Consider the following 20201-nt stretch of genomic DNA (forward strand, 5'->3'; position numbering starts at 1 on the left):
GGCCGGGCCCCGCCGCCCGGAGGTCAGTCCAGCGGGTCGGGTTCGGGTTTGGAACGTTCGTTCAGTACGAACCACGTGGACTTGCCCTCGCCGCGCGGGTCGACGCCCCAGTCGTCCGCCAGCATCTCCAGCAGCAGGACGCCCCGCCCGCTCGACGCCATCTCTCCCGGGTGCCGCTTGTGCGGCAGCTCGTCGGAGGCGTCCGCCACCTCCACCCGCAGCCGGCGCGAGCCGAGCTCGCCCACCGCCTCGGCGATCAGCAGCGCGTCCCCGTCCGTGTGGACCAGTACGTTCGTCAGCATCTCGGAGACCATCAGCACCGCCGCGTCGACCTGCTCCGGGTCCGCCCAGTCGTGCAGCAGCTCGCGGATCTGCTGGCGGACCCCCGCGACCCGCTCCGGCTCCGCCTGGGCGACGGTCGTCATGGTGCGCCGGGCCGGCCGCGACGGGTGCAGCAGCGGGGTCTCGCAGCCGCAGCCCTCGCCCTCGCGGCAGAGCAGGACGACGGCGATGTCGTCCTCGCGCCGGTCGGCCAGCGGACCGGTGGTGTGGTGCGAGGAGGGGCCGTGCACCGCCTGGACCAGCAGGTCGGCCAGCCGCTCCAGGTGGCGGGGGTCCATGTCCTGGGAACCGTGCGTCTCGGGGTCCGGGGTCTGCGACTCCAGGATGGCCCGCAGCCGGGCCCAGCCCGTGTCGAGGTCGTGCCCGCCCGTCTCGATGAGCCCGTCGGTGCAGAGCATCATCGTCTCGCCGGGTTCCAGGGTGAACCGCGTCGTCGGGTAGTCGGTGTCCGGCACGATGCCGAGCGGCAGCCCGCCCGCCGTGGGCCGCATCAGGACCGTGCCGTCGGCCATCCGCACCGCCGGGTCGGGGTGCCCGGCGCGGGCCACCTCCAGCAGGCCGGTCTGCGGATCGCACTCCACGTAGAGGCAGGTCGCGAAGCGCGGGCTCTGGAAGTCGGAGTCCGCGCCGCTGCCGCCGCCCCCGACGCCGCCCGTACCGGGGCGGCCCGTGTCCGACCCGGTGTCCTGCTCCTGTTCCGAGCACAGGCCCGCCAGGAAGCGGGAGGCGCGCGAGAGCACCGCGTCGGGCCGGTGGCCCTCGGAGGCGTACGCGCGCACCGCGATCCGGAGCTGGCCCATGAGCCCGGCCGCCCGCACGTCGTGGCCCTGGACGTCGCCGATGACCAGCGCGAACCGTCCCGACGGCAGCGGGATCATGTCGTACCAGTCGCCGCCGACCTGGAGCCCGCCGCCGGTCGGCACGTAGCGCGCGGCGAGGGTCATGCCGGGGATCTCGGGGCCGAGCTGCGGCATCATCGACCGCTGCAGGCCCGTGGTGAGCTCCCGCTCGGATTCGGCCACCCCGGCACGCTGGAGGGCCTGCGCGAGCATCCGGGCCACCGTCGTCAGCACGGAGCGTTCGTCGGGGGAGAAGGACACCGGGTGCTTGAAGGCGGCCATCCAGGCGCCCATGGTCCGGCCGGCGACGATCAGCGGCAGGAAGGCCCAGGAGATCCGGTCGAAGCGCTGGGCGAGCGGCCAGGTGGCCGGGAAGCGCCGCTTGTAGTCGTCGGGGCTCGGGAGGTAGATCGCCCGCCCGGTACGGACGACCTCCGCGGCCGGGTAGTCGGTTTCCAGCGGCATCTCCGCGAAGGGGCCCTCGTCCCCGGGATCGTGCCCGTGGTGCCCGATGATCGACAGCCGGTCGCCGGACACTCCGAAGACGGCCAGACCGTCGGGGATGAACCCGGGCATCGACAGCGAGGCCGCCACCCGCAGCACCTCGGCGGTGGAGCGGGCCTCGGCCAGCGCCCGCCCCGCGTCGAGCAGGAACGCCTCGCGCGAGCGGCGCCAGTCGCCGGTGATCGGGGTGTGCACGGCCGTGGTGCCGGGCTGGGCCTCGGCTATCTCCTGGATGGTGCCGATCAGCTCGTAGTCGACGCGGCCGTCCGGGGCGCGGTTCTCCAGGGGCTTCGAGCGGCTGCGCACGGTGCGCAGCACGCGCCCGTCCTCGTCCATGATCCGCAGCCGGGCCTCGGCGAGGGTGCCCTCGGCGACCGCGAGGTTCACGATGCCGTTGATCTCGTTCCAGTCCACGGGGTGGAAGCGCGAGCGCACGGCGACCTCGGGCAGCGCGACGGGTTCGGCGGGCAGCCCGAGCAGCCGGGCGGCCTCGCTGTCGAGGGTGACCGTCCCGGACGCGTTGTCCCATCGCCACAAACCGGTCGCGATGGCGGCCAGGACGTCCTCTGTGCGCACCCGGCCATCTTTACAGGTCATCCGCTTGACGTGCCTGTTCACCACCCCGGTCACCAGCCCGGCGGGCGGGCCCGCACGGGCTTCGGTCCCGGACGGTAACCTTGGGACGGTTGAATCCACCCTGGTATCACGTAGAACTGGATGACTGATGCATCGGTACAGGTCCCACACGTGCGGCGAGCTTCGTGCCTCCGACGTCGCCTCCGACGTCCGGCTGAGCGGCTGGCTGCACAATCGTCGAGACCTGGGCGGCATCCTCTTCATCGATCTGCGTGACCACTACGGCATCACGCAGCTCGTCGCCCGCCCCGGCACGGCCGCCAACGAGGCGCTCAGCAGCGTCACGAAGGAGACCGTCGTCCGCATCGACGGCAAGGTCGTCTCCCGCGGCGCGGACAACGTCAACCCCGAGCTCGCCACCGGCGACATCGAGGTCGAGGTCACCGCGGTCGAGGTGCTCGGCGCCGCCGCCCCGCTGCCCTTCACCATCAACACCGACGACGGGGTGAACGAGGAGCGCCGTCTGGAGTACCGCTTCCTCGACCTGCGCCGCGAGCGCATGCACCGCAACATCATGCTGCGCTCGGCCGTCATCGCCTCCATCCGCTCCAAGATGGTGGCCCTCGGCTTCAACGAGATGGCGACCCCGATCCTCACCGCGACCTCCCCCGAGGGCGCCCGTGACTTCGTCGTCCCGTCCCGCCTGAACCCGGGCAAGTTCTACGCGCTCCCGCAGGCGCCGCAGCAGTTCAAGCAGCTGCTGATGATCTCCGGCTTCGACCGGTACTTCCAGATCGCGCCCTGCTTCCGCGACGAGGACGCCCGCGCCGACCGCTCGCCGGGCGAGTTCTACCAGCTCGACGTCGAGATGTCCTTCGTCGAGCAGGAGGACGTCTTCCAGCCCATCGAGCGGCTGATGACGGAGATCTTCACCGAGTTCGGCAAGGGCCGCCCGGTCACCTCGCCGTTCCCGCGGATCCCCTTCCGCGAGTCGATGATGAAGTACGGCAACGACAAGCCCGACCTGCGTTCCAAGCTGGAGCTCGTCGACATCACCGACGTGTTCGAGGGCTCGGAGTTCAAGGCGTTCGCCGGCAAGCACGTGCGCGCGCTGGCCGTCCCGGACACCGCCGCCCAGCCGCGCAAGTTCTTCGACGGCCTCGGCGAGTACGCGATCTCGCTGGGCGCCAAGGGCCTGGCCTGGGTCCGCGTGGGCGAGGACGGCGGCCTGACCGGCCCGATCGCCAAGTTCCTCACCGAGGAGAACGTCAAGGTCCTCACCGAGCGCCTGGGCCTCGCCGCCGGTCACGCCGTGTTCTTCGGCGCGGGCGAGTTCGACGAGGTCTCCAAGATCATGGCGGGCGTCCGCGTCGAGGCCTCCAAGCGCGCCGGACAGTTCGAGGAGGACGTGTTCCGCTTCTGCTGGATCGTCGACTTCCCGATGTTCGAGGCGGACGAGGAGACCGGCAAGATCGACTTCTCCCACAACCCGTTCTCCATGCCGCAGGGCGGCATGAAGGACCTGGAGGAGAAGGACCCGCTCGACATCCTGGCCTGGCAGTACGACATCGTCTGCAACGGCATCGAGCTGTCCTCCGGCGCCATCCGCAACCACGAGCCCGAGGTCATGCTGAAGGCCTTCGAGATCGCCGGTTACGAGGCCGAGACCGTCGAGCGCGAGTTCGCGGGCATGCTGCGCGCCTTCCGCCTCGGCGCCCCGCCGCACGGCGGCATCGCCCCGGGCGTCGACCGCATCGTCATGCTGCTCGCCGACGAGCCGAACATCCGCGAGACCATCGCCTTCCCGCTCAACGGCAACGCGCAGGACCTGATGATGGGCGCGCCCACCATCCTGGAGGAGTCCCGCCTGCGCGAGCTGAACATCGCGCTGCGCAAGCCGGTGGAGACGAAGACGAGCGAGCCGGTCGACAAGGCCGTCAAGCCGCACCAGTAGGCCGTAGGCCTTGGGCCGTAGGCCGTAGCCGTAGTACGCGAGAAGGGCCCGGGATCCGTAGCGGATCCCGGGCCCTTCTCGCGTTGCTCCTAGAACTTCTCCAGCAGGCCCTTGAGGAGGGCCGCCGAGGTCAGTTCGGCCGGTGCGGGGCCGGCGTGGAAGAAGCCGGCGTTGTCGGCGTCCAGCTTGCGCAGGAAGTCGAAGGCCTTGGACTCGTGCTCGCCGAAGGCGACGAACTGCCAGTGGACGCCGGGGGCCGCGGTGGCGGCGTCGGCGATCGCCTGGCGGGCGGGGCGGACGTTGTCGGGCGCGCCGTCCGTCTGGAACACGACCAGGGCCGGGCCCTCGCCGCCGTCCTTCTGGTAACGCTCCAGGACGGCCTCCACGGCCACGTGGTAGCTCGTGCGGCCCATGCGGCCGAGCTCCGCATGGCGGGCCTCGACCCAGGTCTCGTCGTGGCCGTCGAGGGTGAGGTCGGCGGTGCCGTCCACGTCCGTGGAGAAGAACACCGTGTGGACGGTGGCGTTCTCGTCGAGGTGCGCGGCGAGGGCGAGGGCGTGGTCGGCGAGGTGCTGGACGCTGCCGTCCTTGTAGAACGGGCGCATCGAGCCCGACCGGTCGAGCACGAGGAACACGGTGGCGCGGGCGCCGGCCTTGCCCTTGGTGCTCAGGGCCTGTCCGGCGGCCTTGTACGCGGCCGCCAGCGGGGGCGCCTGCCGCTTGAGGGCGGCGAGGGTGTGCGCGGGGCCGCCTTCGGCGGCATCGGCGGTGAGGAGCTCGTCCTCGTCCTCGGCCTCGGCCGCCACGGGCTCCGCCTCGGCGGTGTCCTGCGCCTGCGGCGCCTCGGCGTCGGCCGCCACGGGCTCCGGCTCCGGCGCGGTGTCCGCTTCCGGGGCCGCTACGTCGGCCTGCGGCTCGGTGTGCGCCTCGGCGGCGGGCTCCTCCTCGGGCGCCGCGGCCGGGGCCGGGTCGGCCTCCGCCTCGGCGGTGAGGGGCTCGGCCTCGGCGGCTTCGGCCTGCTCCGCCGGGGCGGCGACAGCGGCCGCTTCGGCCTCGGGCTCCGCCTCGGCCGCCGGAGCGGCGAGCGGCTCGGCTTCGGCCTCCGCCACCTCGGCGGCGGCCTCGGGCTCGGCTGCGGCCTCGGGCGCGGTGGCGTCCGCCTCGGCCGCGAGCGGCTCCGGCGTTGCTTCGGCGGCCTGTTCGGCCTCGGCGACAGTCTCTGCTGCGGCTGCGGGCTCGGCGACAGTCTCTGCTGCGGCTGCGGGCTCGGCTACAACCTCGGCCTCGGCTGCGGCCTCGGGCTCAACCTCGGCCTCGGCCACAGTCTCGACTGCGGCCTCGGGCTCAGTTGCTGCCTCGGCCACGACCTCAGCCTCGGCCACGACCTCAGCCTCGGCCACGACCTCAGCCTCGGCCACGACCTCAGCCTCGGCCACGACCTCAGCCTCGGCCACGACCTCAGCCTCGGCCACGACCTCAGCCTCGGCCACGACCTCAGCCTCGGCCACGACCTCAGCCTCGGCCACGACCTCAGCCTCGGCGACAACCTCAGCCTCGGCCACGACCTCGGCCTCGGCTGCGGCTTCGGCCGCAACCTCGGCTTCGGCCGCGATCTCGGGCTCGGTCGCAGCTTCGGCTGCCGGGGTTTCCTCTTCGGCTGCCGGTTCCGCTTCGGCGGCTGCGGGCTCCGCTTCGGTGGGGGCCGGGGCCTTCGTTGCGGACGGGGCCGCAGGGGTCGCCGACGAACCGCCGCTGGGGGAGCGGCGGGCCTCCGGGACCGTGGGGTCCGGGGTGGGGGCCGGGGCCGGGGCGGTGAGCACCGTGCCCGGTTCGAGGTCCCGGGGGGTGGACTGCGGGGGAACAGTGGGGTTGTCGAAGGAGGCGGCGACCAGCTCGGCCGCCGCGTCCAGGGGGGTGCGTTCGGTCTGGCTCGGGAGGGCCGCCGAAGTGGTGCCGGTCGTCTCCGGAACCGATTCAGAGGTCCGTCCGAACACCTTGCGCAACAAGCTCCGAATACCCATGGGCCAGGCCTTTCGCATGAGTGCGTGCATCATTTGTCCGTGCTGCGCGGTAGATCCCTGCCCAGAGTGGACACGTAAGGTTATCGGCCCCTTGGCTGGAACTTCGGGAGGGGCACCTTTCGTGGCGCCCGCTGCTCAAACACACCCGTTCCGCCCCCGAACTGCCGCCCCGACGTGCCGGATTCACCGGGCGTTCACCCAGCGGCTGCCGCTTCGGCGCAACCCGCCCATAGCGTCACCGACGGATTGTTCCGACACGTTGTCGGGGACCGTGCATCTACGGAGGACACTCGTGCGCAAGCTCCTGCCGCTCATCGGCAACTCTCACGGGGGCGGCCGTTCCGCTCTCACCTGCCGCTACCGCTGCGGCGACGCCTGCTTCCACGAGGTGCCGAACACCAGCGACAACGAGTACGCCGGTGACGTCATAGCCCGTGCCTACTCCCGCCGCGCGATGCTCCGCTCCGCCGCCGTCGTCACGGTCGCCTCGGCCGCCGGTACCGCCATCACGCTGAGCGGCAACGGCTCCTCCGCCTCCGCGGACCCGACGGTCGAGGCGCAGAGCGCCGGCGCTGGCGGGGTCAACGCCGAGGGTGCCCGCGGTCTGCGCTTCAAGCCGGTCGCGCCGAACACCGCCGACCAGGTCACCGTCCCCGAGGGCCACGAGCACAACGTGGTCATCCGTTGGGGCGACCCGATCGTCAAGGGCGCGCCGGGCTTCAACCCGGACAACCAGACCGCCGCCGCCCAGGCCGGTCAGTTCGGCTACAACAACGACTTCCTGAGCCTGCTCCCGTTCGGCGGCGCCTACGAGCGCCAGCAGCTGCTCGTGGCCAACCACGAGTACACGGACGAGCAGCTCATGTTCAAGGCGTACGACGCGGCCAACCCGACCCGCGAGCAGGTCGAGATCGCCTGGGCCGCGCACGGCCTGTCCGTGGTCGTGGTCCAGGAGGACCACCGCAGCGGCAAGCTGACCGCCGTCAACCGCCACCGCCTCAACCGCCGCCTGACCGCCACCAGCGAGTTCAAGCTGACCGGTCCGGCCGCCGGCTCCGAGCTGGTGAAGACCTCGGTTGACGCCTCCGGCACCAAGGTGCTCGGCACCCTGAACAACTGCGCCGGCGGCACCACCCCGTGGGGCACCACCCTCCACGGCGAGGAGAACTTCAACCAGTACTTCGGCAACGCCGGTCTGGTCACCGAGCCCACCCAGGCCGCCCGCCTGAAGCGCTACGGCGTGACCGCCGGCGCCACCGAGCGCAAGTGGGAGCGGTTCGACAAGCGCTTCGACGTCGCGCAGGAGCCCAACGAGTCCCACCGCCACGGCTGGGTCGTCGAGCTGGACCCGTACGACGTGAACTCCGTCCCGCGCAAGCGCACCGCGCTCGGCCGCTTCAAGCACGAGGCCGCGCAGCCCCGCCTGACCGAGGACGGCCGCCCCGTCGTCTACATGGGCGACGACGAGCGCTTCGACTACTTCTACAAGTTCGTCTCGTCGAAGCAGATGAAGAAGGGCGACTCGCGCGCGGCGAAGGAGCACAACCTCACGCTGCTCGACGAGGGCACCCTCTACGTCGCCAAGCTCACCGGCGACACCCCTGCCGCCGAGGTCGACGGCTCGGGCAAGCTCCCCACCGACGGCGAGTTCGACGGTTCCGGTGTCTGGATCAAGATCCTCACCTCCTCCCCCTCCGGGAACGTCTCGCACGTCGAGGGCATGACCGCCGAAGAGGTGTCCGTCTTCACGCGCCTCGCCGGTGACAAGGTCGGCGCGACCAAGATGGACCGTCCCGAGGACGTCGAGCCGTCCCCGCGCACCGGCCGCGTCTACATCGCGCTGACGAACAACACGGACCGCGGCAAGCCGGGCAAGGAAGGCGCGACCGAGGCCAACCCGCGCAACCTGAACAAGCACGGCCAGATCCTGGAGCTCGCCGAGAACTTCGACGACGCGGCCGGCGACGGCTTCGCCTGGCGCCTCTTCCTGGTCGCGGGTGACCCGAACGACCCGGCGACCTACTTCGCGGGCTTCCCGAAGGACAAGGTCAGCCCGATCTCCTGCCCGGACAACGTGGCGTTCGACCCGCACGGCAACCTGTGGATCTCCACGGACGGCAACCAGCTCGGCTCGCACGACGGCCTGTTCGGTGTCGCGACCGCCGGTGACCGCCGCGGTGAGCTGAAGCAGTTCCTGACCGTTCCGCGCGGTGCCGAGACCTGCGGCCCGATCATCCAGGACAAGCGCGTCCTGGTCGCCGTGCAGCACCCGGGCGAGATCGACGGCGCGTCCGTCGAGAAGCCGCAGTCGGTGTGGCCCGACGGTCCGGGCAAGATCGTCCGTCCGTCGGTCGTCTCGGTCTGGCGCAAGGACGGCAAGAACATCGGCGTCTGACGTCTGACGTCTGGGCCGAGGTGAGTTGATCCGTGCGGGGGCGGTGGATGTTTCACGTGAAACATCCACCGCCCCCGCTCAACTTCCGTCCGGCAGGCGCCCGACGGGCAGCAGGAGCGTGGTCACGGCGCCCCCGTCGGGGGCGTTGGAGAAGCGCAGCTCGATCTCCAGCACCTCCGCCTGCCCGGCGGCGATGGTCAGGCCGAGCCCGTGTCCCCGTCCGCGCCCCGGATCCCCGGTGCGGAAGCGCCGCGGGCCCTGCTCGATCAGCTCGGCCGGATAGCCGGGCCCGTGGTCCCGTACGGTCACCAGCGGGCCGGTGACGGTCACTTCGACCGGCGGCTGCCCGTGCTTGTGGGCGTTGACCAGCAGGTTGGCCAGGATCCGGTCGAGGCGGCGCCGGTCGGTGAGCACCACCGCGTCCCGCTCGATCCGTACCGCGACGGGCAGCCGGATGCTGGCCGCGGCCCGCTCCACCGCGCGGCCGAGCTCCACCCGGGCCAGGTCGGCCCGTTCGACGCCCGAGTCCAGCCGGGAGATCTCCAGCAGGTCCTCGGTGAGCAGGTGCAGGGCCTTGAGGCGGTCGTTGATCATCTCCTTGGGCCGGCCCTCGGGCAGCAGCGCGGCGGCGGCCAGGGATCCGGTGAGCGGGGTGCGCAGCTCGTGCGCGACGTCCGCAGTGAACCGCTTCTCCGCCTCCAGCCGGGCCTGGAGCGAGGCTGCCATCGAGTCGAGGGCCTGCGCCACGTCCCGCACCTCGTCGCGGGAGCGCGGGCGCGGCCCCTCCCCGCCGGCCGGGAAACCGACGCGTGCGTCGAGGTCCCCGGCGCTGATCCGGCGGGCCACGGCGGCCGTGGTGGCCAGCCGGCTGCTGATGCGGTTGGCGAGGAAGAGACCGGCGAGGGCCACCAGCCCGGCGGCGAGGACGGCGGAGACCAGGATGGCCGCGTCGGTCTCCCGGAGCCGGGTGCGGGTGCTCTCGTAGGGGACCCAGACGGCGAGGGGTCTGCCGTCGGCGGGGCCGGCCGCCCACATGACGGGCTTGCCGTCCTGGGTGCCGGTCATGCTGCCCGTCAGCCCGCGCGCGACCAGCTCGCGCAGCGGGGCCGGGAGGCCGGGCGGGTCGAGGGCGCTGTTCCCGTCGCCGTGCGCGGTGCCGTACTCGTACTGGCTCAGGGCGTAGTCCAGCTCCCGGTCCACGTCCTTGCGGACCTCGCCGACGAGCTGGCGGGCGACCACGTTGTGCACGAGGATGCCGAGCACGGCCGCGACGGCGCAGCACACCGCGGTGGTGGTCATGGCGATCTTCCAGCGCAGGCTGCTCGTCCGGAGCATCGGGGTGCCGGCCTCCTCAGCCCGTGGCCGTGGCCGTGGGCGTGGGCGTGGCCGTGGCTGTGCCGGGGGCCGGGCAGGGGGAGGCGTTGTCCTGGTTCGGGCACTCGTCGAGGGTGAGCTGGTCGAGGTTCATGATCCCGGCATCCGGGTCCCACACATAGTCGGAGATGGAGACCTTCTTCGGGTTCGAGGTCGGCTCGCGGACCGCCAGGTGCTCGGCGGCGACCTCCACGCCCTCCAGGACCGCGCGCCGGGACAGGATGCGGGCGATGGTCCCGTCGTCCTGGACGGTGTAGACGCGCAGTTCGCTGACCCGGCCGTCGATGTCCAGGGCGGTGATCAGCTCCGGTGTGCCGTTGCCCGTCACATCGGCCAGGACCGCGGGGCGGACGGGGCAGTCGGGGCCGCCGTCCACAGCCTGTGTGCAGAGCGCGATGCGCTGGATCGCCCGGGGGTCGACGAGCCGGCCGGTGCCGGCGTCCGCGGTGGTGGCGGCGGTGATGTCGGCCCGTACGACGTCCACGGCGTTCACGCCCCGCATGGACAGCTCGGGGACCTTGGCGAGACCGGGGACGGCGGTGGCCGTGCCGGGCTGCTGGCCGGGGGCCGGGGGGTCGGGGCGGATGTCCTTCCACAGGGTGCGGGGGGCGTGGGCCGTGCCGAGGTCGCCGTCGTCCTGGAGGCCCTCCACGTCTGCGCAGCCCGTCATGGCCGCCAGGGTGGCCGTGGCAGCCGTGAGGAGGATCGCCCGGCTGCGCCGGCGGAGGCTCATGTCCCGATGCTCCCTCGTGGAGGCGGGGCGGGCCCGGGGGCGGAGCCATTGGGGGGACGGCGCGGCGCCGCCGCCTGGGGCTCCGCCCCCGGGACCCCGCGCCTCAAACGCCGGCGGGGCTGGAATGGGGCTCGGCCCGGTGGACGAGTGCGGCGCCGTTGCCGGGGGCCAGCCCCCGGACCCCCGCGCCTCAAACGCCGGCGGGGCTGGAATGGGGCTCGGCCCGGTGGACGAGTGCGGCGCCGTTGCCGGGGGCCAGCCCCCGGACCCCCGCGCCTCAAACGCCGGCGGGGCTGGATGTGGGCCGGTGGGGCTGGAGATCAGCTGGCGGGGCTGGATGTGGGCCGGTGGGGCTGGAGATCAGCTGGCGGGGCTAGGTAGGGGCCGGTGGGCCTGGGTTCGGGCTTGGCTTGGGGCTCGGGCTAGTCGTGGGTGGGGGTTGCGATGGCTCTGGCTGCTGCCAGTTCCTGGCGGACCGGGGAGAGGACGGAGGATTCGTCGACCTCGGGGGGTGGGGTGGGGCGGAGCAGGGTGGGGGTGTCGACTCGGCGGACGCCGTGGGCCAGGGCTCGGAGGTCTGCGGCGATCGCTTCGACCTCCTCGGGGCCCGGGGGGTGTGCGCCGTGGTTGACGCGGACCCGGGCGGCCGTCGTCGCGTCGACGATCCGCTCGACGGCGACCACCAGCGGCCACCAGGCGGCGGCCCGTTCCCCGGTGGGCGGCGGCTCGGTCAGCGCCCGCTGGAACTCGTTGCGCACGCCCGACAGGTCGCGGTAGATGCGGCGGCGGGCCTGGAGCCGGGCGGTGCGGGCCGCCCGGAGTCCGGCTTCGGTGTCGGGGTGGCTGCCGAAGGCGCGCTCCACGTACCGGGCGGCGTCGTCCACCGCGTCGGCGAGCCGGTCGCCGATCCGGGTGTGCCAGCTCTCGGGCCAGAGCATGTACCCGGCGATCAGGGTGATGGCGCAGCCGATCAGGCTGTCGAGCAGCCGGGGCCGGACCAGGTCGAAGCCCTGGTGGTTGAGCAGGTCGGAGAGGAGCAGGATGACCGGGGTGATCGCCGCGGTCTGGAAGGCGTAGCCCTTCACCGAGAAGACGGGGATGAGGGCTGCCAGGACCACCATGACGGGTACGTCCCACCAGCCGCGCGGCACCTCCGAGAGCACCGCCGCCGCGACGACGAGCCCGCCCGCGGTGCCCACGGCGCGCAGCACCGCCCGGGAGAAGACCGAGCCGAAGTCGGGCTTGAGGACGAAGGTGACCGTGAGGGCGACCCAGTAGGAGCGCTCGATCTCCACCACCGATACGAGCGACTGCGCCAGCCCGATGCACAGCGCGAGCCGCAGCCCGTACCGCCAGGAGGCCTCGGAGAACATCATGTCGCGGACCACCCGGCGGGCCCGGACCCGCAGTGCGGCGGGCCGGCCGAGCCGGTCGTCGACGTTGTGCATGTCCGGCTCGGCCAGCGGCACGATCGTCGCGGCGTGCCGCAGGGCCGCGTCGATGGCCCGCTCGGACTGGCCGTCCGGCGCGGGCAGGTCCAGTACGGGGGTGTCCGTGCGGCCCTCCTCGACGGCCGTCGCCAGGTCCCGTACGGCCGCCGGGATCGCGGGGGAGAGGGGCCTGCGGCGCAGGTGTGCGGCGGGCGCGGCCTCGACGAGGGGGATCAGCACGTTCAGCTGGGCCAGCATCCGCACGAGCGAGGGACTGTGGCCGTGCACCCGGGTCCGGCGGCCCAGCACCAGGTCGTAGGCGTGGTTCAGGGACTGGGTGACCTGCTGGCGGCGCGCCTCGTACGCGGGGCCCGGTCCGCCCGCGGCCTCCAGGGTGTCGGCCAGGGCCCGGTAGGCGGCGGCGACGGCGGCCCGCTCCGGCTGCCGGCCGCGCAGCGGCCAGCCCAGCAGGGTCAGCAGCAGGACGAGCAGCCCGCCGGCGCTCAGCAGCAGGGGGGCCGTCCACCAGGGACTGGGCATCGGCAGGCCCGCGCCGACGACGGCGTTCAGCAGGAGCAGCAGCCCCGAGACGGAGGCCACCGTGCCGATGGAGGAGATCATCCCGGAGACCAGGGCGATCAGGGTGAGGACGCCGACCGCGACCCAGCCGTGCCCGAAGACCAGGGTGCCCAGCGCGACGCCCACGGCCCCGAAGAGCTGGGGCACGGCGATGTTCAGGATCCGCATCCGGTAGGCGTCCGCGGTGTCGCCGATGACCCCGGACAGGGCGCCCATCGAGACGAGCGCGCCGTACTCGGGTTCGTCGACGGCGAAGCCGACCGCCAGTGGCAGGGCCAGGGCGACGGCCGCGCGCAGCGCGGCGGCCCAGGGGATCGGCGCGGAACTCGGCCGCAGCCCCTTCAGCAGCCAGGCGGGCGGGGCCAGCGGGCCGAACCGTCCGGCCGCCTGCCCGGCCCGTCCGCTGCGATCGGCCCGACCGGTGCGATCGGTCCGTCCGGTCCGTCCGGTCCGCCCGGACGGTATGTCTTCGGTGCGTTCGGTGCTCATTCCCGCTTCCGTGCCGCCGCTCGTGAATCGGTTCTTCTGCGCTGCTCTATGGATTCTTCTACGGATTTGCGTGCCAATCCGCCCGTTCCGAGCTTATGGGGTGCGGCGCAGTCGGCCGGTCAGCCAGGCGGCCAGCGCGGCGGCCAGCCCGACGGCCAGCACCACCCAGGCAGTGGTCCGCAGGAACGCGGTGAGCGCGTCGTACACCGCTTCGGCGGCGGCCCGGTCGATGTCGGCGGGCAGGTCGTCCAGGGTGAGGCGGCGGCACAGCACCACGGCCGCCCACAGCAGGACGGCGCCGACGGCCAGCCCCAGCCCGGTGGCCACGACGGCCCGGCGGCGCCGGACGCCGACGGCGATGGCCGTGGCGGCCAGCACCACGGTGAGCACGGGGAGCCAGACACCGGCGATCTGCAGCATGCGGAAGCCCTTCCGGAGCGCGCCGAGGTTGTCGTACTCCATGACCTTCACCGAGAGGTGGGTCTCGGGGATGCGGTCGGCGAACGGCACCCCGTTCTCGACGAGATCGCCCTTGACCTGGGCGATCACGGGCGCGAGGTCGACGGTCACGGCGTTGCCGTCGCCGGTGGTCAGTGCCTGGAGGAAGGCGCCGTGGGCGGCGCGGTTCGCGGCGTCCCAGGCGGTTCGGTAGGCCGGTGTGCCGACGAAGGAGTGCAGGGCCTCGCCGAGCAGGGCGTCGACCCCCTCCTGGAAGGGGCCGGCGTCGATCTGCCCGGAGAGGGCCCGGCCGGCCTGGGTGACGACGAGGTTCTGCACGGCGGGATCCGAGGCGAGCGGGGACATGGCCGCGGTGTAGCGGTCGGCGCTGCCGAGTTCGTGATCGGCCCAGTACGCGACGGCGCTCGCGGGCACCAGCAGGGCCACGAGCGCGATGAGTACCGCCGAGAGGAAGGTCCGCACGTCACCAGGGAAAGGGGGCCGGGCGCGCGGCGCGAGCCGGGTTGCTGCGGCCGGGTGGTGCGGGCCGGTCGCACCTCCCTTGCCGATCTTAATCTGGATATCTAATATCCAGATTATGAAGATGAGCGAGGGCGTCGAGTGGGCCCTGCACAGCTGCCTCAACCTGGCCTGGAGCGGTGACGGCCGGGCGGTCTCGGCGGCCCGGCTGGCGGCCTGGCACGAACTGCCCGCCGCGTACCTCAACAAGCAGCTCCAGGCCCTGGCCCGGGCGGGCATCGTCACCTCCACGCCCGGTCCGCGGGGCGGCTTCCGCCTCGCGCGCCCGCTCGACTCCATCTCGCTCATGGACGTGGTCGCCGCTGTCGAAGGGCCGGACGGGGCCTTCCGGTGTGCGGAGATCCGCCGGCAGGGCCCCGGCGGCGGCGAGGAGCCGCCCGCGGCGGACTGCGCCATCGCGCACGCGATGGGCCGGGCCGACTTGGCCTGGCGCCGTGCACTGGCCGCCCAGACCCTCGACGAGATCCGGCAGCAGGCCGAACGGCAGGCCCCCGAGGCCCCCGAGCGGCTCCGCGCCTGGCTCGCGACGGCCTAGGCCGGGCGCGGGCCGCGGCTTCCGCACCGCCCCTCACCTCGGACAACTGACCCAGGAGCTTGGAATGACGCGCAGCATCACCAACCCGGCAGAACTCCACGACCCCACCGGCTACGGCTACGGCCACGTCGTCTCCGCGCCCGGGGAGCAGGTCTTCATAGCCGGCCAGTACGGCTCCGACCCGGCCGGCCACGTCGTCTCCGACGCGTTCGACGCCCAGGTCGGGCAGGCCTTCGCCAACCTCCGCACCGCCCTGGAGGCCGTGGGCCTGGGCCTCGGCGACGTGGTCCGGATCGGGACGTACGTCGTCGGGCACGACCAGGAGAAGCTGGAGGTGCTGCTGCGGCACCTGCACGCCGCCTGGGGCACCGAACTGCCCGCCCAGACGCTGATCGGCGTGGCCGCGCTCGCCCTGCCGGACATGCTCTTCGAGATCGACGCGGTGGCGGTCCGGGCAGCTCCCGCCGCATAGCCGCCACTTGGCCGCCGCTTGCTCCGGTTGCCGGTCCCGGGTTGCGGGTGTGCCCTGGATGATGGGAGAGAGGAGCCCGTCATGGCACATGCGGCACCCACCGCCCCCCGGGGGCACCGGCAGCCGGCGTCCGGTACGGCGGCCCACACGAGCAGGTCGGCCCTCGCGCGACCGCTGCTCATGGGGCTGGTCTACGGCGTCTACGCCGCCTTCATGAAACGTCAGATGGGGCCCGTCGACGCGGGCAACGTCTTCTACGGGATCCTGTGCGGCGCGATCTTCGCCGCCTGCCTGGTGGCCCTGGCCCGGATCGGCCCGCGGCTGGCGGCGGAGCCGCGCGCGGCCGCGTACGCGGTCTTCGCCGGCATCTCCTTCGGCTACCTGTACAGCCTCGCCGGCGAATCCATCCTGAAGAGTTCGGGCCTGGGCCTGCTCGTCGGCGCGGGCGTCGGCATGGCGGCCTTCTACCGCTACCACTCGCGCAACGCCTCTTAGGCCGTCCGGGCCGTCCGGGCCGCCCGTGTACGCCGGAGCCCCGGCCACCCGCCGCGTGCGGGGGCCGGGGCTCTGGCGTGCGTCACTGGGGACAACTCGGCCCGAGCGGTACTTTCGGCAGGGCAAATGCGGACAAAAGGCCGAGGTGATGGGGCGGGTCCGTGGCCGAGACTGAATGAGGCGCCGGTTCCCGTGCCCCGTGGTCGAACCTCACGTGACCACTCTCCGTTGCCGAGGGTGCGGGAACCGGTGCCTCCTCATGTCGTGATGCCCCTGCGCGACGCCCTACGCGGCCGTGTCGTCTCCGGCCGGGGCCTCGGCGGTGCCCTGGGCGGTCTTGGCGGGCTCGGGTTCCTGCTGGCGTGCGGGCGGGGCCGGCGGGGAGAAGCGGGCGGCCTCGGCGCGGAGCATGGCGTTCAGGGCGAGGTACGGGTCGAAGGGCATGGCGGAACCTCACGGTGTTCGGGGGCGTGGGGGGACGCGCGCCAAGGGCGCGCGGCGCTGCTGCTCGGCCTCTCGGTCCGGTCAGCAGCGCAGGACCACACTCCGTACCGCCCGCAGGGAGGTCGCCGATGCGATCGCCCCCGTCGGGGGAGCGACCGGCTTCGTGGGGCCGGACCGGGGAGGTTTCACGTGAAACACCGGCCGCTGCAGTCCCCGTACGCCGGGGACCCCGCGCGCGGGAACCCGTACCGCCACGCGCACTTCCGGATCGCCGGCCGGATCGGCCGGTGCCTCGGTGGGTTCGGCCGGGGCGGTGGGGGCGGGGCGGGGGCCCTCGGCCGTCGTGCCGGACGGGCCGGATCCGCCGAAGCCGAACAGGCACAGCAGCACGGCGCAGAGCACCGTCAGGGCCGTCATCAGGGCCCTGTCCGGTGCTGTCCGCGCACGCCGTGTCCCGCTCATGCGGAGGGTGTGCCCCGACACGCGGGCAGACTCTCCGCCGGGGCGCCTGCGTCCCTCGACCGGGGGACGAAGACACCCCCCACGACCCGTCAGGTGGCCGCAGGGGGTGTCGGTTTCGGGGGCCGCCGCCGGTCAGCGCACGGTGCGCCGGTGTCCGGTGAGACGGGCCAGTACGGCCGTCTCGCCGCTGACCAGACGGAGTTGGGCCCGGCCCGACGGCTCGCTCCGTCCGGGGACCCCGGGGGAGACCCGGGTCACGGTGAACACGGCCGTACGCCGGTCGGCGCGCGCGACCTCGATCGTCTGCCCGCGCCGGAGTTCGCCGAGCCGGGGGAGGTCCGCGCAGACCACGGCGGTGCCGGCCGCGCCCGGGGCCGGACCCGCCGAGTCCCACACGGCGCTGTCCGGGACGGGGGGCTTGGCGTCGGCGGCCCCGGGTTCGAGGTCCTGCGTGTACGGGTCTCCCGGCCCCGCGTCCCTCCCGCCCGGCGGGGTGCCGCCCGTCAGCGGTACGTCCGTTCCGAGGGCCGGGACGAGCAGGCGCAGCGGCAGCGAGGCCGGAAGGGCCGTGACGGCCGACCGCCCGGGACGCCGGGAGCCCTTGCCGGTGGTGTGTCCGCCGGAGTGCTCCAGCTGCCGGGCCAGCCGGCGCGGGCCGGACAGCCCCAGGATCCGCGAGGGCAGGGCGTCGCCCGCGGTCGGGGCGGTCGGCCGGCCGCCTTCGGTGGTGCGCAACACCCCGAGGCCGGTGCACAGCAGAGCCACCGTCAGTACGCCGATCACCCACTTGGCGCGGGGCATGGGAATCCCTCCTGGTCCGGCTCGGGCGGCCGGTCCCGAGAGCAGTGGACCCTTCCGCGCCCCCGGCAGGGCGCGGAACACGGATAACTGACGGCAAGTCATTGCCGCGTGGCCCTCCCTCCGGACGCGTCTTCGCAGATGGCGGGCGGTGGGTCGGGGCCGGACCGGGCGTGGGGGGCGTGCGCCCGAACGGGTGAGAAGGTCAAGGGCGGACCTTGGGCGTGTCGGGTCGGCGGCACGTTCTGCCACATGCGAAAACCTGTCAAGCGGACCGATGTGCCGGTCCGTCGGCCTGAGTTGCGGGGGTGGGCCGGGCGGCTTGTCCTTGGATCATGAATGATCCGTACGCATATGCCCTGGCCATGGGGTCTCCTTGCCTTCCGAACGCTCCGATCCGGTCGGCTCCGATCCGGTCCGTGTCGATCAGGTCGGCTCCGACCCGCTCCGTTTCGATCCGGTCCGTTTCGGACCGCCCGGCCGCGGCCCCCGCCGCGCTCGCGCTCACACCGGCTCCGGCGTCCGGGCCGGCTGCCGGGCGGGCCGCCGTACGGGAGGCAGGACGGGCGCCGCAGCCCGGGTGAGGTACCCGGCGCCGAGCGGCGGGCCGTCCAGCACGGTCGTGGCGGCCGCGGGCTGGAGCCCCGACAGGCGCCGGAGCAGCCCCGGGGCCAGCTCCGGGCCGACCGCCCGGGTCAGCTCCGAGGCCTCGGTGGGGTGGGCGGGCACCCAGCCGATGTGGCGCAGCCCCGACCAGCCCGGTTCCTCGGCGGCCTCCGCCAGGGCGCGGGCGGCGGGGGTCAGCGGCAGCAGGCCGACCGCCGCCGGGGCCCCCGGCTCCGGAGCCCCCGCCGGAGCCGGCCGTACGGACTCGGCGACCGCGAGCCGGGTGAAGGCCGGCCGGGGCAGCTCCGGATGGTCGGCCAGGTCGCTGACGGTCGGGGCCAGGCAGTGCACCCCGGCCGGGAACCCGTCCCGTACGGCCGCGGCGGCGACCGTACGCCCGGCCGGACCGGCGTCTCCGACGGTGACCAGGTGGAATGCCGTACGCCCCTCCCCTCCGGAGGCGAGCGGCAGCAGCGCGGCCGCGGTGGCGGCGGGCTGCTCCACGCACCAGACGGCGTCGAAGCGGCCGGTCCGGGCCGGGGGAACCGGAGGCGCGGGTGCGGCGCCGGCCAGGACCTCGGCGCCCCGGCGCGCGTCGAGCCGGGCCGCGAGGAGGTCCACGTACTCGGGATACAGCCCGATCAGCGCGAGCTGACGGGCCAGCAGGAGCCTGCTCTGCCGTACGTCGGTGGCGGTGAGCAGGGTCAGGTGGTGGCCGCGGCCGAGCAGCTCGGCGGCGAGCCGGATGCCGGTGGGGCTGGCGCCCCCGGCGAGGGCGATGTGCACGGCGGACTCGTTTCGAAGGAGGTGGGCGCGTGCGGCTACGCGGTGGCGGTGCTTCCCGGTGCTCCGGGCGCCAGGGCGGGCTCGACGGCCCGGGCGGGCGCGGTGGCTCCGGTTGCCCCGACGGCCCCGACGGCCCCGACTGCCCCGGCGGTCTCGGCGGCGGCCGGGACCGGTGGCAGCGGTGCGGTGACGGTGACCTCGCCCGGGATGGCGACCCGTGCGAGGAAGGCCCCGCGCTCGGGGCCGGCGCCGATGACGGAGAAGCAGACGGTGTCGCCCGCGCCGACCAGGCCGTTGATCACGTCGGTGTAGAAGAGCACCGGGGTCGCGGAGGTGACGAGGTTGCCGAGTTCGCGGGCGTGCGCCGGGGCCTTCCGCGTGTCCAGGCTGGCGAGCTGGTGGTAGTTCTCGACCAGGGCCGGTCCGGCCTGGTGCGTGTAGATCCGCCGGACCTCGTCCACGAAACCGGGACGGTGGGCGTCCATGGTCTCCTGGTTCAGCATCATGCCGCGCGAGTAATAGCGGGCCAGTTCCGGTCCGTTGAGTCCGAACGCGGAGAGCTCGGCGGACCCCGGAAAGCCCGGCGGGTGGGTGGCGCCGCCACCGGGGTAATGGATGAGCGGATCGCTGAATCCGGGCTCGCCCCCGAAATCGAGGGAATCGCGCGAATAGAAACCGAGCCCGCCCTCGAAACCCTCGTCCCGCTCGAATACGAGCGCGGTCGCCGCGTCGGAGAACAGTGCCCCGGAACACCACAGGGTGTGCGCGAAGGGATGCTCCCCGTCCGCGCCGCTGTACTGGGAAATGACGCCGTTCTCGTCGATTCCGATGGGGCTCGCGGCGTTGTACGAGATCACCAGCGCCCGGCGGGCCCCCGTCCGGGCCAGGTGCGCGGCGACACGGGAGAGCCCGCCGCAGCCGGCGCCGAGCTGGAAGGGCGGCACGCTGTCCGGGATGCGCAGGCGGCGCAGCAGGTTGAAGGCGTCCTGGTCGAGCATGATCTCGTACGGGGTGCACGTGGCGACGAACACGGCGTCGATGTCCTCGGGCTCGGCGAGGGCGGAGCGCAGGGCCGCGCGGGCGACGTCGGCGACGGTGTCGAGCGAGGCGAAGCGCTCCCGGTCCCAGCTCTTGGAAGTGACGCCGAGTATGCGCTCGATATCGGCGCCACTGACTTCCTCACCGGCCCGTTTGCGGTGCGGTATGTGCGCGAGCCGGGCCCATTCCTCGACGGATATGACCTCGCCGATCTGGGCACCGACACCGGAAATCCGATAGGGGAACGGGTACGCGTACGCGGCGGGGGCGGGGGGATTGGCCGTTTCCGAGGCAGACATGCTTCTCCGGTCCGTGGAATCCGATGGGGACGGCTCCAGCGAACACCAGGGA

Annotated in this window: 16 protein-coding genes; 5 read left to right on the top strand and 11 right to left on the bottom strand. The window is 73.3% G+C overall.

What is annotated here, in order from left to right; genetic code table 11:
* Window positions 1-23: 23 nt before the first annotated feature.
* Window positions 24-2261 (bottom strand): SpoIIE family protein phosphatase, encoded by a 2238-nt coding sequence (locus ACODT5_RS38655; RefSeq protein WP_422523676.1) that lies wholly within the window; start codon window positions 2259-2261, stop codon window positions 24-26.
* A gap of 148 nt (window positions 2262-2409) precedes the next feature.
* On the opposite strand from ACODT5_RS38655, the gene aspS reads away from it, so the two are divergent.
* Window positions 2410-4215, top strand: a complete 1806-nt coding sequence (gene aspS / locus ACODT5_RS38660) for an aspartate--tRNA ligase (protein ID WP_266879572.1) — start codon at window positions 2410-2412, stop codon at window positions 4213-4215.
* Between the two features lie 89 nt (window positions 4216-4304).
* Here aspS and ACODT5_RS38665 read toward each other — a convergent pair whose 3' ends face one another.
* Entirely contained in the window at window positions 4305-6236 is a 1932-nt protein-coding gene (locus tag ACODT5_RS38665; protein ID WP_422523677.1) for a VWA domain-containing protein, read from the bottom strand.
* Window positions 6237-6528: 292 nt separating this feature from the next.
* On the opposite strand from ACODT5_RS38665, the gene ACODT5_RS38670 reads away from it, so the two are divergent.
* Window positions 6529-8631 (top strand): PhoX family protein, encoded by a 2103-nt coding sequence (locus tag ACODT5_RS38670; RefSeq protein ID WP_422523678.1) that lies wholly within the window; start codon window positions 6529-6531, stop codon window positions 8629-8631.
* 78 nt (window positions 8632-8709) lie between these two features.
* On the opposite strand, the gene ACODT5_RS38675 is transcribed toward ACODT5_RS38670, so the two are convergent.
* The 4 genes from ACODT5_RS38675 to ACODT5_RS38690 form a co-directional block, all read right to left on the bottom strand.
* Window positions 8710-9966, bottom strand: coding sequence for a sensor histidine kinase (locus tag ACODT5_RS38675; RefSeq protein WP_422523679.1), 1257 nt, complete (start codon window positions 9964-9966; stop codon window positions 8710-8712).
* 16 nt (window positions 9967-9982) lie between these two features.
* The gene (locus ACODT5_RS38680) at window positions 9983-10738 is read right to left on the bottom strand and encodes a hypothetical protein (RefSeq protein WP_422523680.1); all 756 of its coding nucleotides are present in this window, start codon (window positions 10736-10738) and stop codon (window positions 9983-9985) included.
* A gap of 422 nt (window positions 10739-11160) precedes the next feature.
* A complete protein-coding gene (locus tag ACODT5_RS38685; RefSeq protein WP_422523681.1) occupies window positions 11161-13236 on the bottom strand; it encodes an FUSC family protein in 2076 nt (691 codons plus the stop codon).
* 93 nt (window positions 13237-13329) lie between these two features.
* Window positions 13330-14157, bottom strand: a complete 828-nt coding sequence (locus ACODT5_RS38690) for a hypothetical protein (RefSeq protein WP_422523682.1) — start codon at window positions 14155-14157, stop codon at window positions 13330-13332.
* Between the two features lie 121 nt (window positions 14158-14278).
* Between ACODT5_RS38690 and ACODT5_RS38695 the strand changes: the two genes are divergently transcribed.
* The 3 genes from ACODT5_RS38695 to ACODT5_RS38705 all read left to right on the top strand — a co-directional run bounded on the left by ACODT5_RS38695 (window position 14279) and on the right by ACODT5_RS38705 (window position 15716).
* Window positions 14279-14749: an RrF2 family transcriptional regulator gene (locus tag ACODT5_RS38695; protein WP_422525161.1), complete on the top strand. Its 471-nt coding sequence runs from the start codon at window positions 14279-14281 to the stop codon at window positions 14747-14749.
* 64 nt (window positions 14750-14813) lie between these two features.
* Window positions 14814-15221, top strand: coding sequence for a RidA family protein (locus ACODT5_RS38700; protein WP_422523683.1), 408 nt, complete (start codon window positions 14814-14816; stop codon window positions 15219-15221).
* Between the two features lie 81 nt (window positions 15222-15302).
* Entirely contained in the window at window positions 15303-15716 is a 414-nt protein-coding gene (locus ACODT5_RS38705; protein WP_422523684.1) for a hypothetical protein, read from the top strand.
* Window positions 15717-16001: 285 nt separating this feature from the next.
* On the opposite strand, the gene ACODT5_RS38710 is transcribed toward ACODT5_RS38705, so the two are convergent.
* From ACODT5_RS38710 to ACODT5_RS38730, 5 genes are all read right to left on the bottom strand, one after another.
* Window positions 16002-16160 (bottom strand): hypothetical protein, encoded by a 159-nt coding sequence (locus ACODT5_RS38710; protein ID WP_422523685.1) that lies wholly within the window; start codon window positions 16158-16160, stop codon window positions 16002-16004.
* 81 nt (window positions 16161-16241) lie between these two features.
* Window positions 16242-16622, bottom strand: a complete 381-nt coding sequence (locus ACODT5_RS38715; protein ID WP_422523686.1) for a hypothetical protein — start codon at window positions 16620-16622, stop codon at window positions 16242-16244.
* Window positions 16623-16754: 132 nt separating this feature from the next.
* Complete coding sequence (locus ACODT5_RS38720) at window positions 16755-17423, bottom strand: class F sortase (RefSeq protein ID WP_422523687.1); 669 nt, start codon at window positions 17421-17423, stop codon at window positions 16755-16757.
* Window positions 17424-17924: 501 nt separating this feature from the next.
* Window positions 17925-18812, bottom strand: a complete 888-nt coding sequence (locus ACODT5_RS38725) for a hypothetical protein (RefSeq protein WP_422523688.1) — start codon at window positions 18810-18812, stop codon at window positions 17925-17927.
* A 35-nt stretch (window positions 18813-18847) separates the two neighbouring features.
* A complete protein-coding gene (locus ACODT5_RS38730; protein ID WP_422523689.1) occupies window positions 18848-20149 on the bottom strand; it encodes a 3-oxoacyl-[acyl-carrier-protein] synthase III C-terminal domain-containing protein in 1302 nt (433 codons plus the stop codon).
* Window positions 20150-20201: the final 52 nt, after the last annotated feature.

Origin of the sequence: Streptomyces tatrensis (assembly GCF_049310065.1) — a bacterium.
In the GTDB taxonomy this organism is placed as follows: Bacteria; Actinomycetota; Actinomycetes; order Streptomycetales; family Streptomycetaceae; genus Streptomyces.

Excerpts from the sequence above, each read along its gene's own strand:
- aspS (WP_266879572.1), top strand. The coding sequence starts at position 2,410 with ATGCATCGGTACAGGTCCCACACGTGCGGCGAGCTTCGTGCCTCCGAC.
- ACODT5_RS38665 (WP_422523677.1), bottom strand. The coding sequence starts at position 6,236 with ATGGGTATTCGGAGCTTGTTGCGCAAGGTGTTCGGACGGACCTCTGAA.
- ACODT5_RS38675 (WP_422523679.1), bottom strand. The coding sequence starts at position 9,966 with ATGCTCCGGACGAGCAGCCTGCGCTGGAAGATCGCCATGACCACCACC.
- ACODT5_RS38680 (WP_422523680.1), bottom strand. The coding sequence starts at position 10,738 with ATGAGCCTCCGCCGGCGCAGCCGGGCGATCCTCCTCACGGCTGCCACG.
- ACODT5_RS38685 (WP_422523681.1), bottom strand. The coding sequence starts at position 13,236 with ATGAGCACCGAACGCACCGAAGACATACCGTCCGGGCGGACCGGACGG.
- ACODT5_RS38695 (WP_422525161.1), top strand. The coding sequence starts at position 14,279 with ATGAGCGAGGGCGTCGAGTGGGCCCTGCACAGCTGCCTCAACCTGGCC.
- ACODT5_RS38700 (WP_422523683.1), top strand. The coding sequence starts at position 14,814 with ATGACGCGCAGCATCACCAACCCGGCAGAACTCCACGACCCCACCGGC.
- ACODT5_RS38705 (WP_422523684.1), top strand. The coding sequence starts at position 15,303 with ATGGCACATGCGGCACCCACCGCCCCCCGGGGGCACCGGCAGCCGGCG.
- ACODT5_RS38710 (WP_422523685.1), bottom strand. The coding sequence starts at position 16,160 with ATGCCCTTCGACCCGTACCTCGCCCTGAACGCCATGCTCCGCGCCGAG.
- ACODT5_RS38715 (WP_422523686.1), bottom strand. The coding sequence starts at position 16,622 with ATGAGCGGGACACGGCGTGCGCGGACAGCACCGGACAGGGCCCTGATG.
- ACODT5_RS38720 (WP_422523687.1), bottom strand. The coding sequence starts at position 17,423 with ATGCCCCGCGCCAAGTGGGTGATCGGCGTACTGACGGTGGCTCTGCTG.
- ACODT5_RS38730 (WP_422523689.1), bottom strand. The coding sequence starts at position 20,149 with ATGTCTGCCTCGGAAACGGCCAATCCCCCCGCCCCCGCCGCGTACGCG.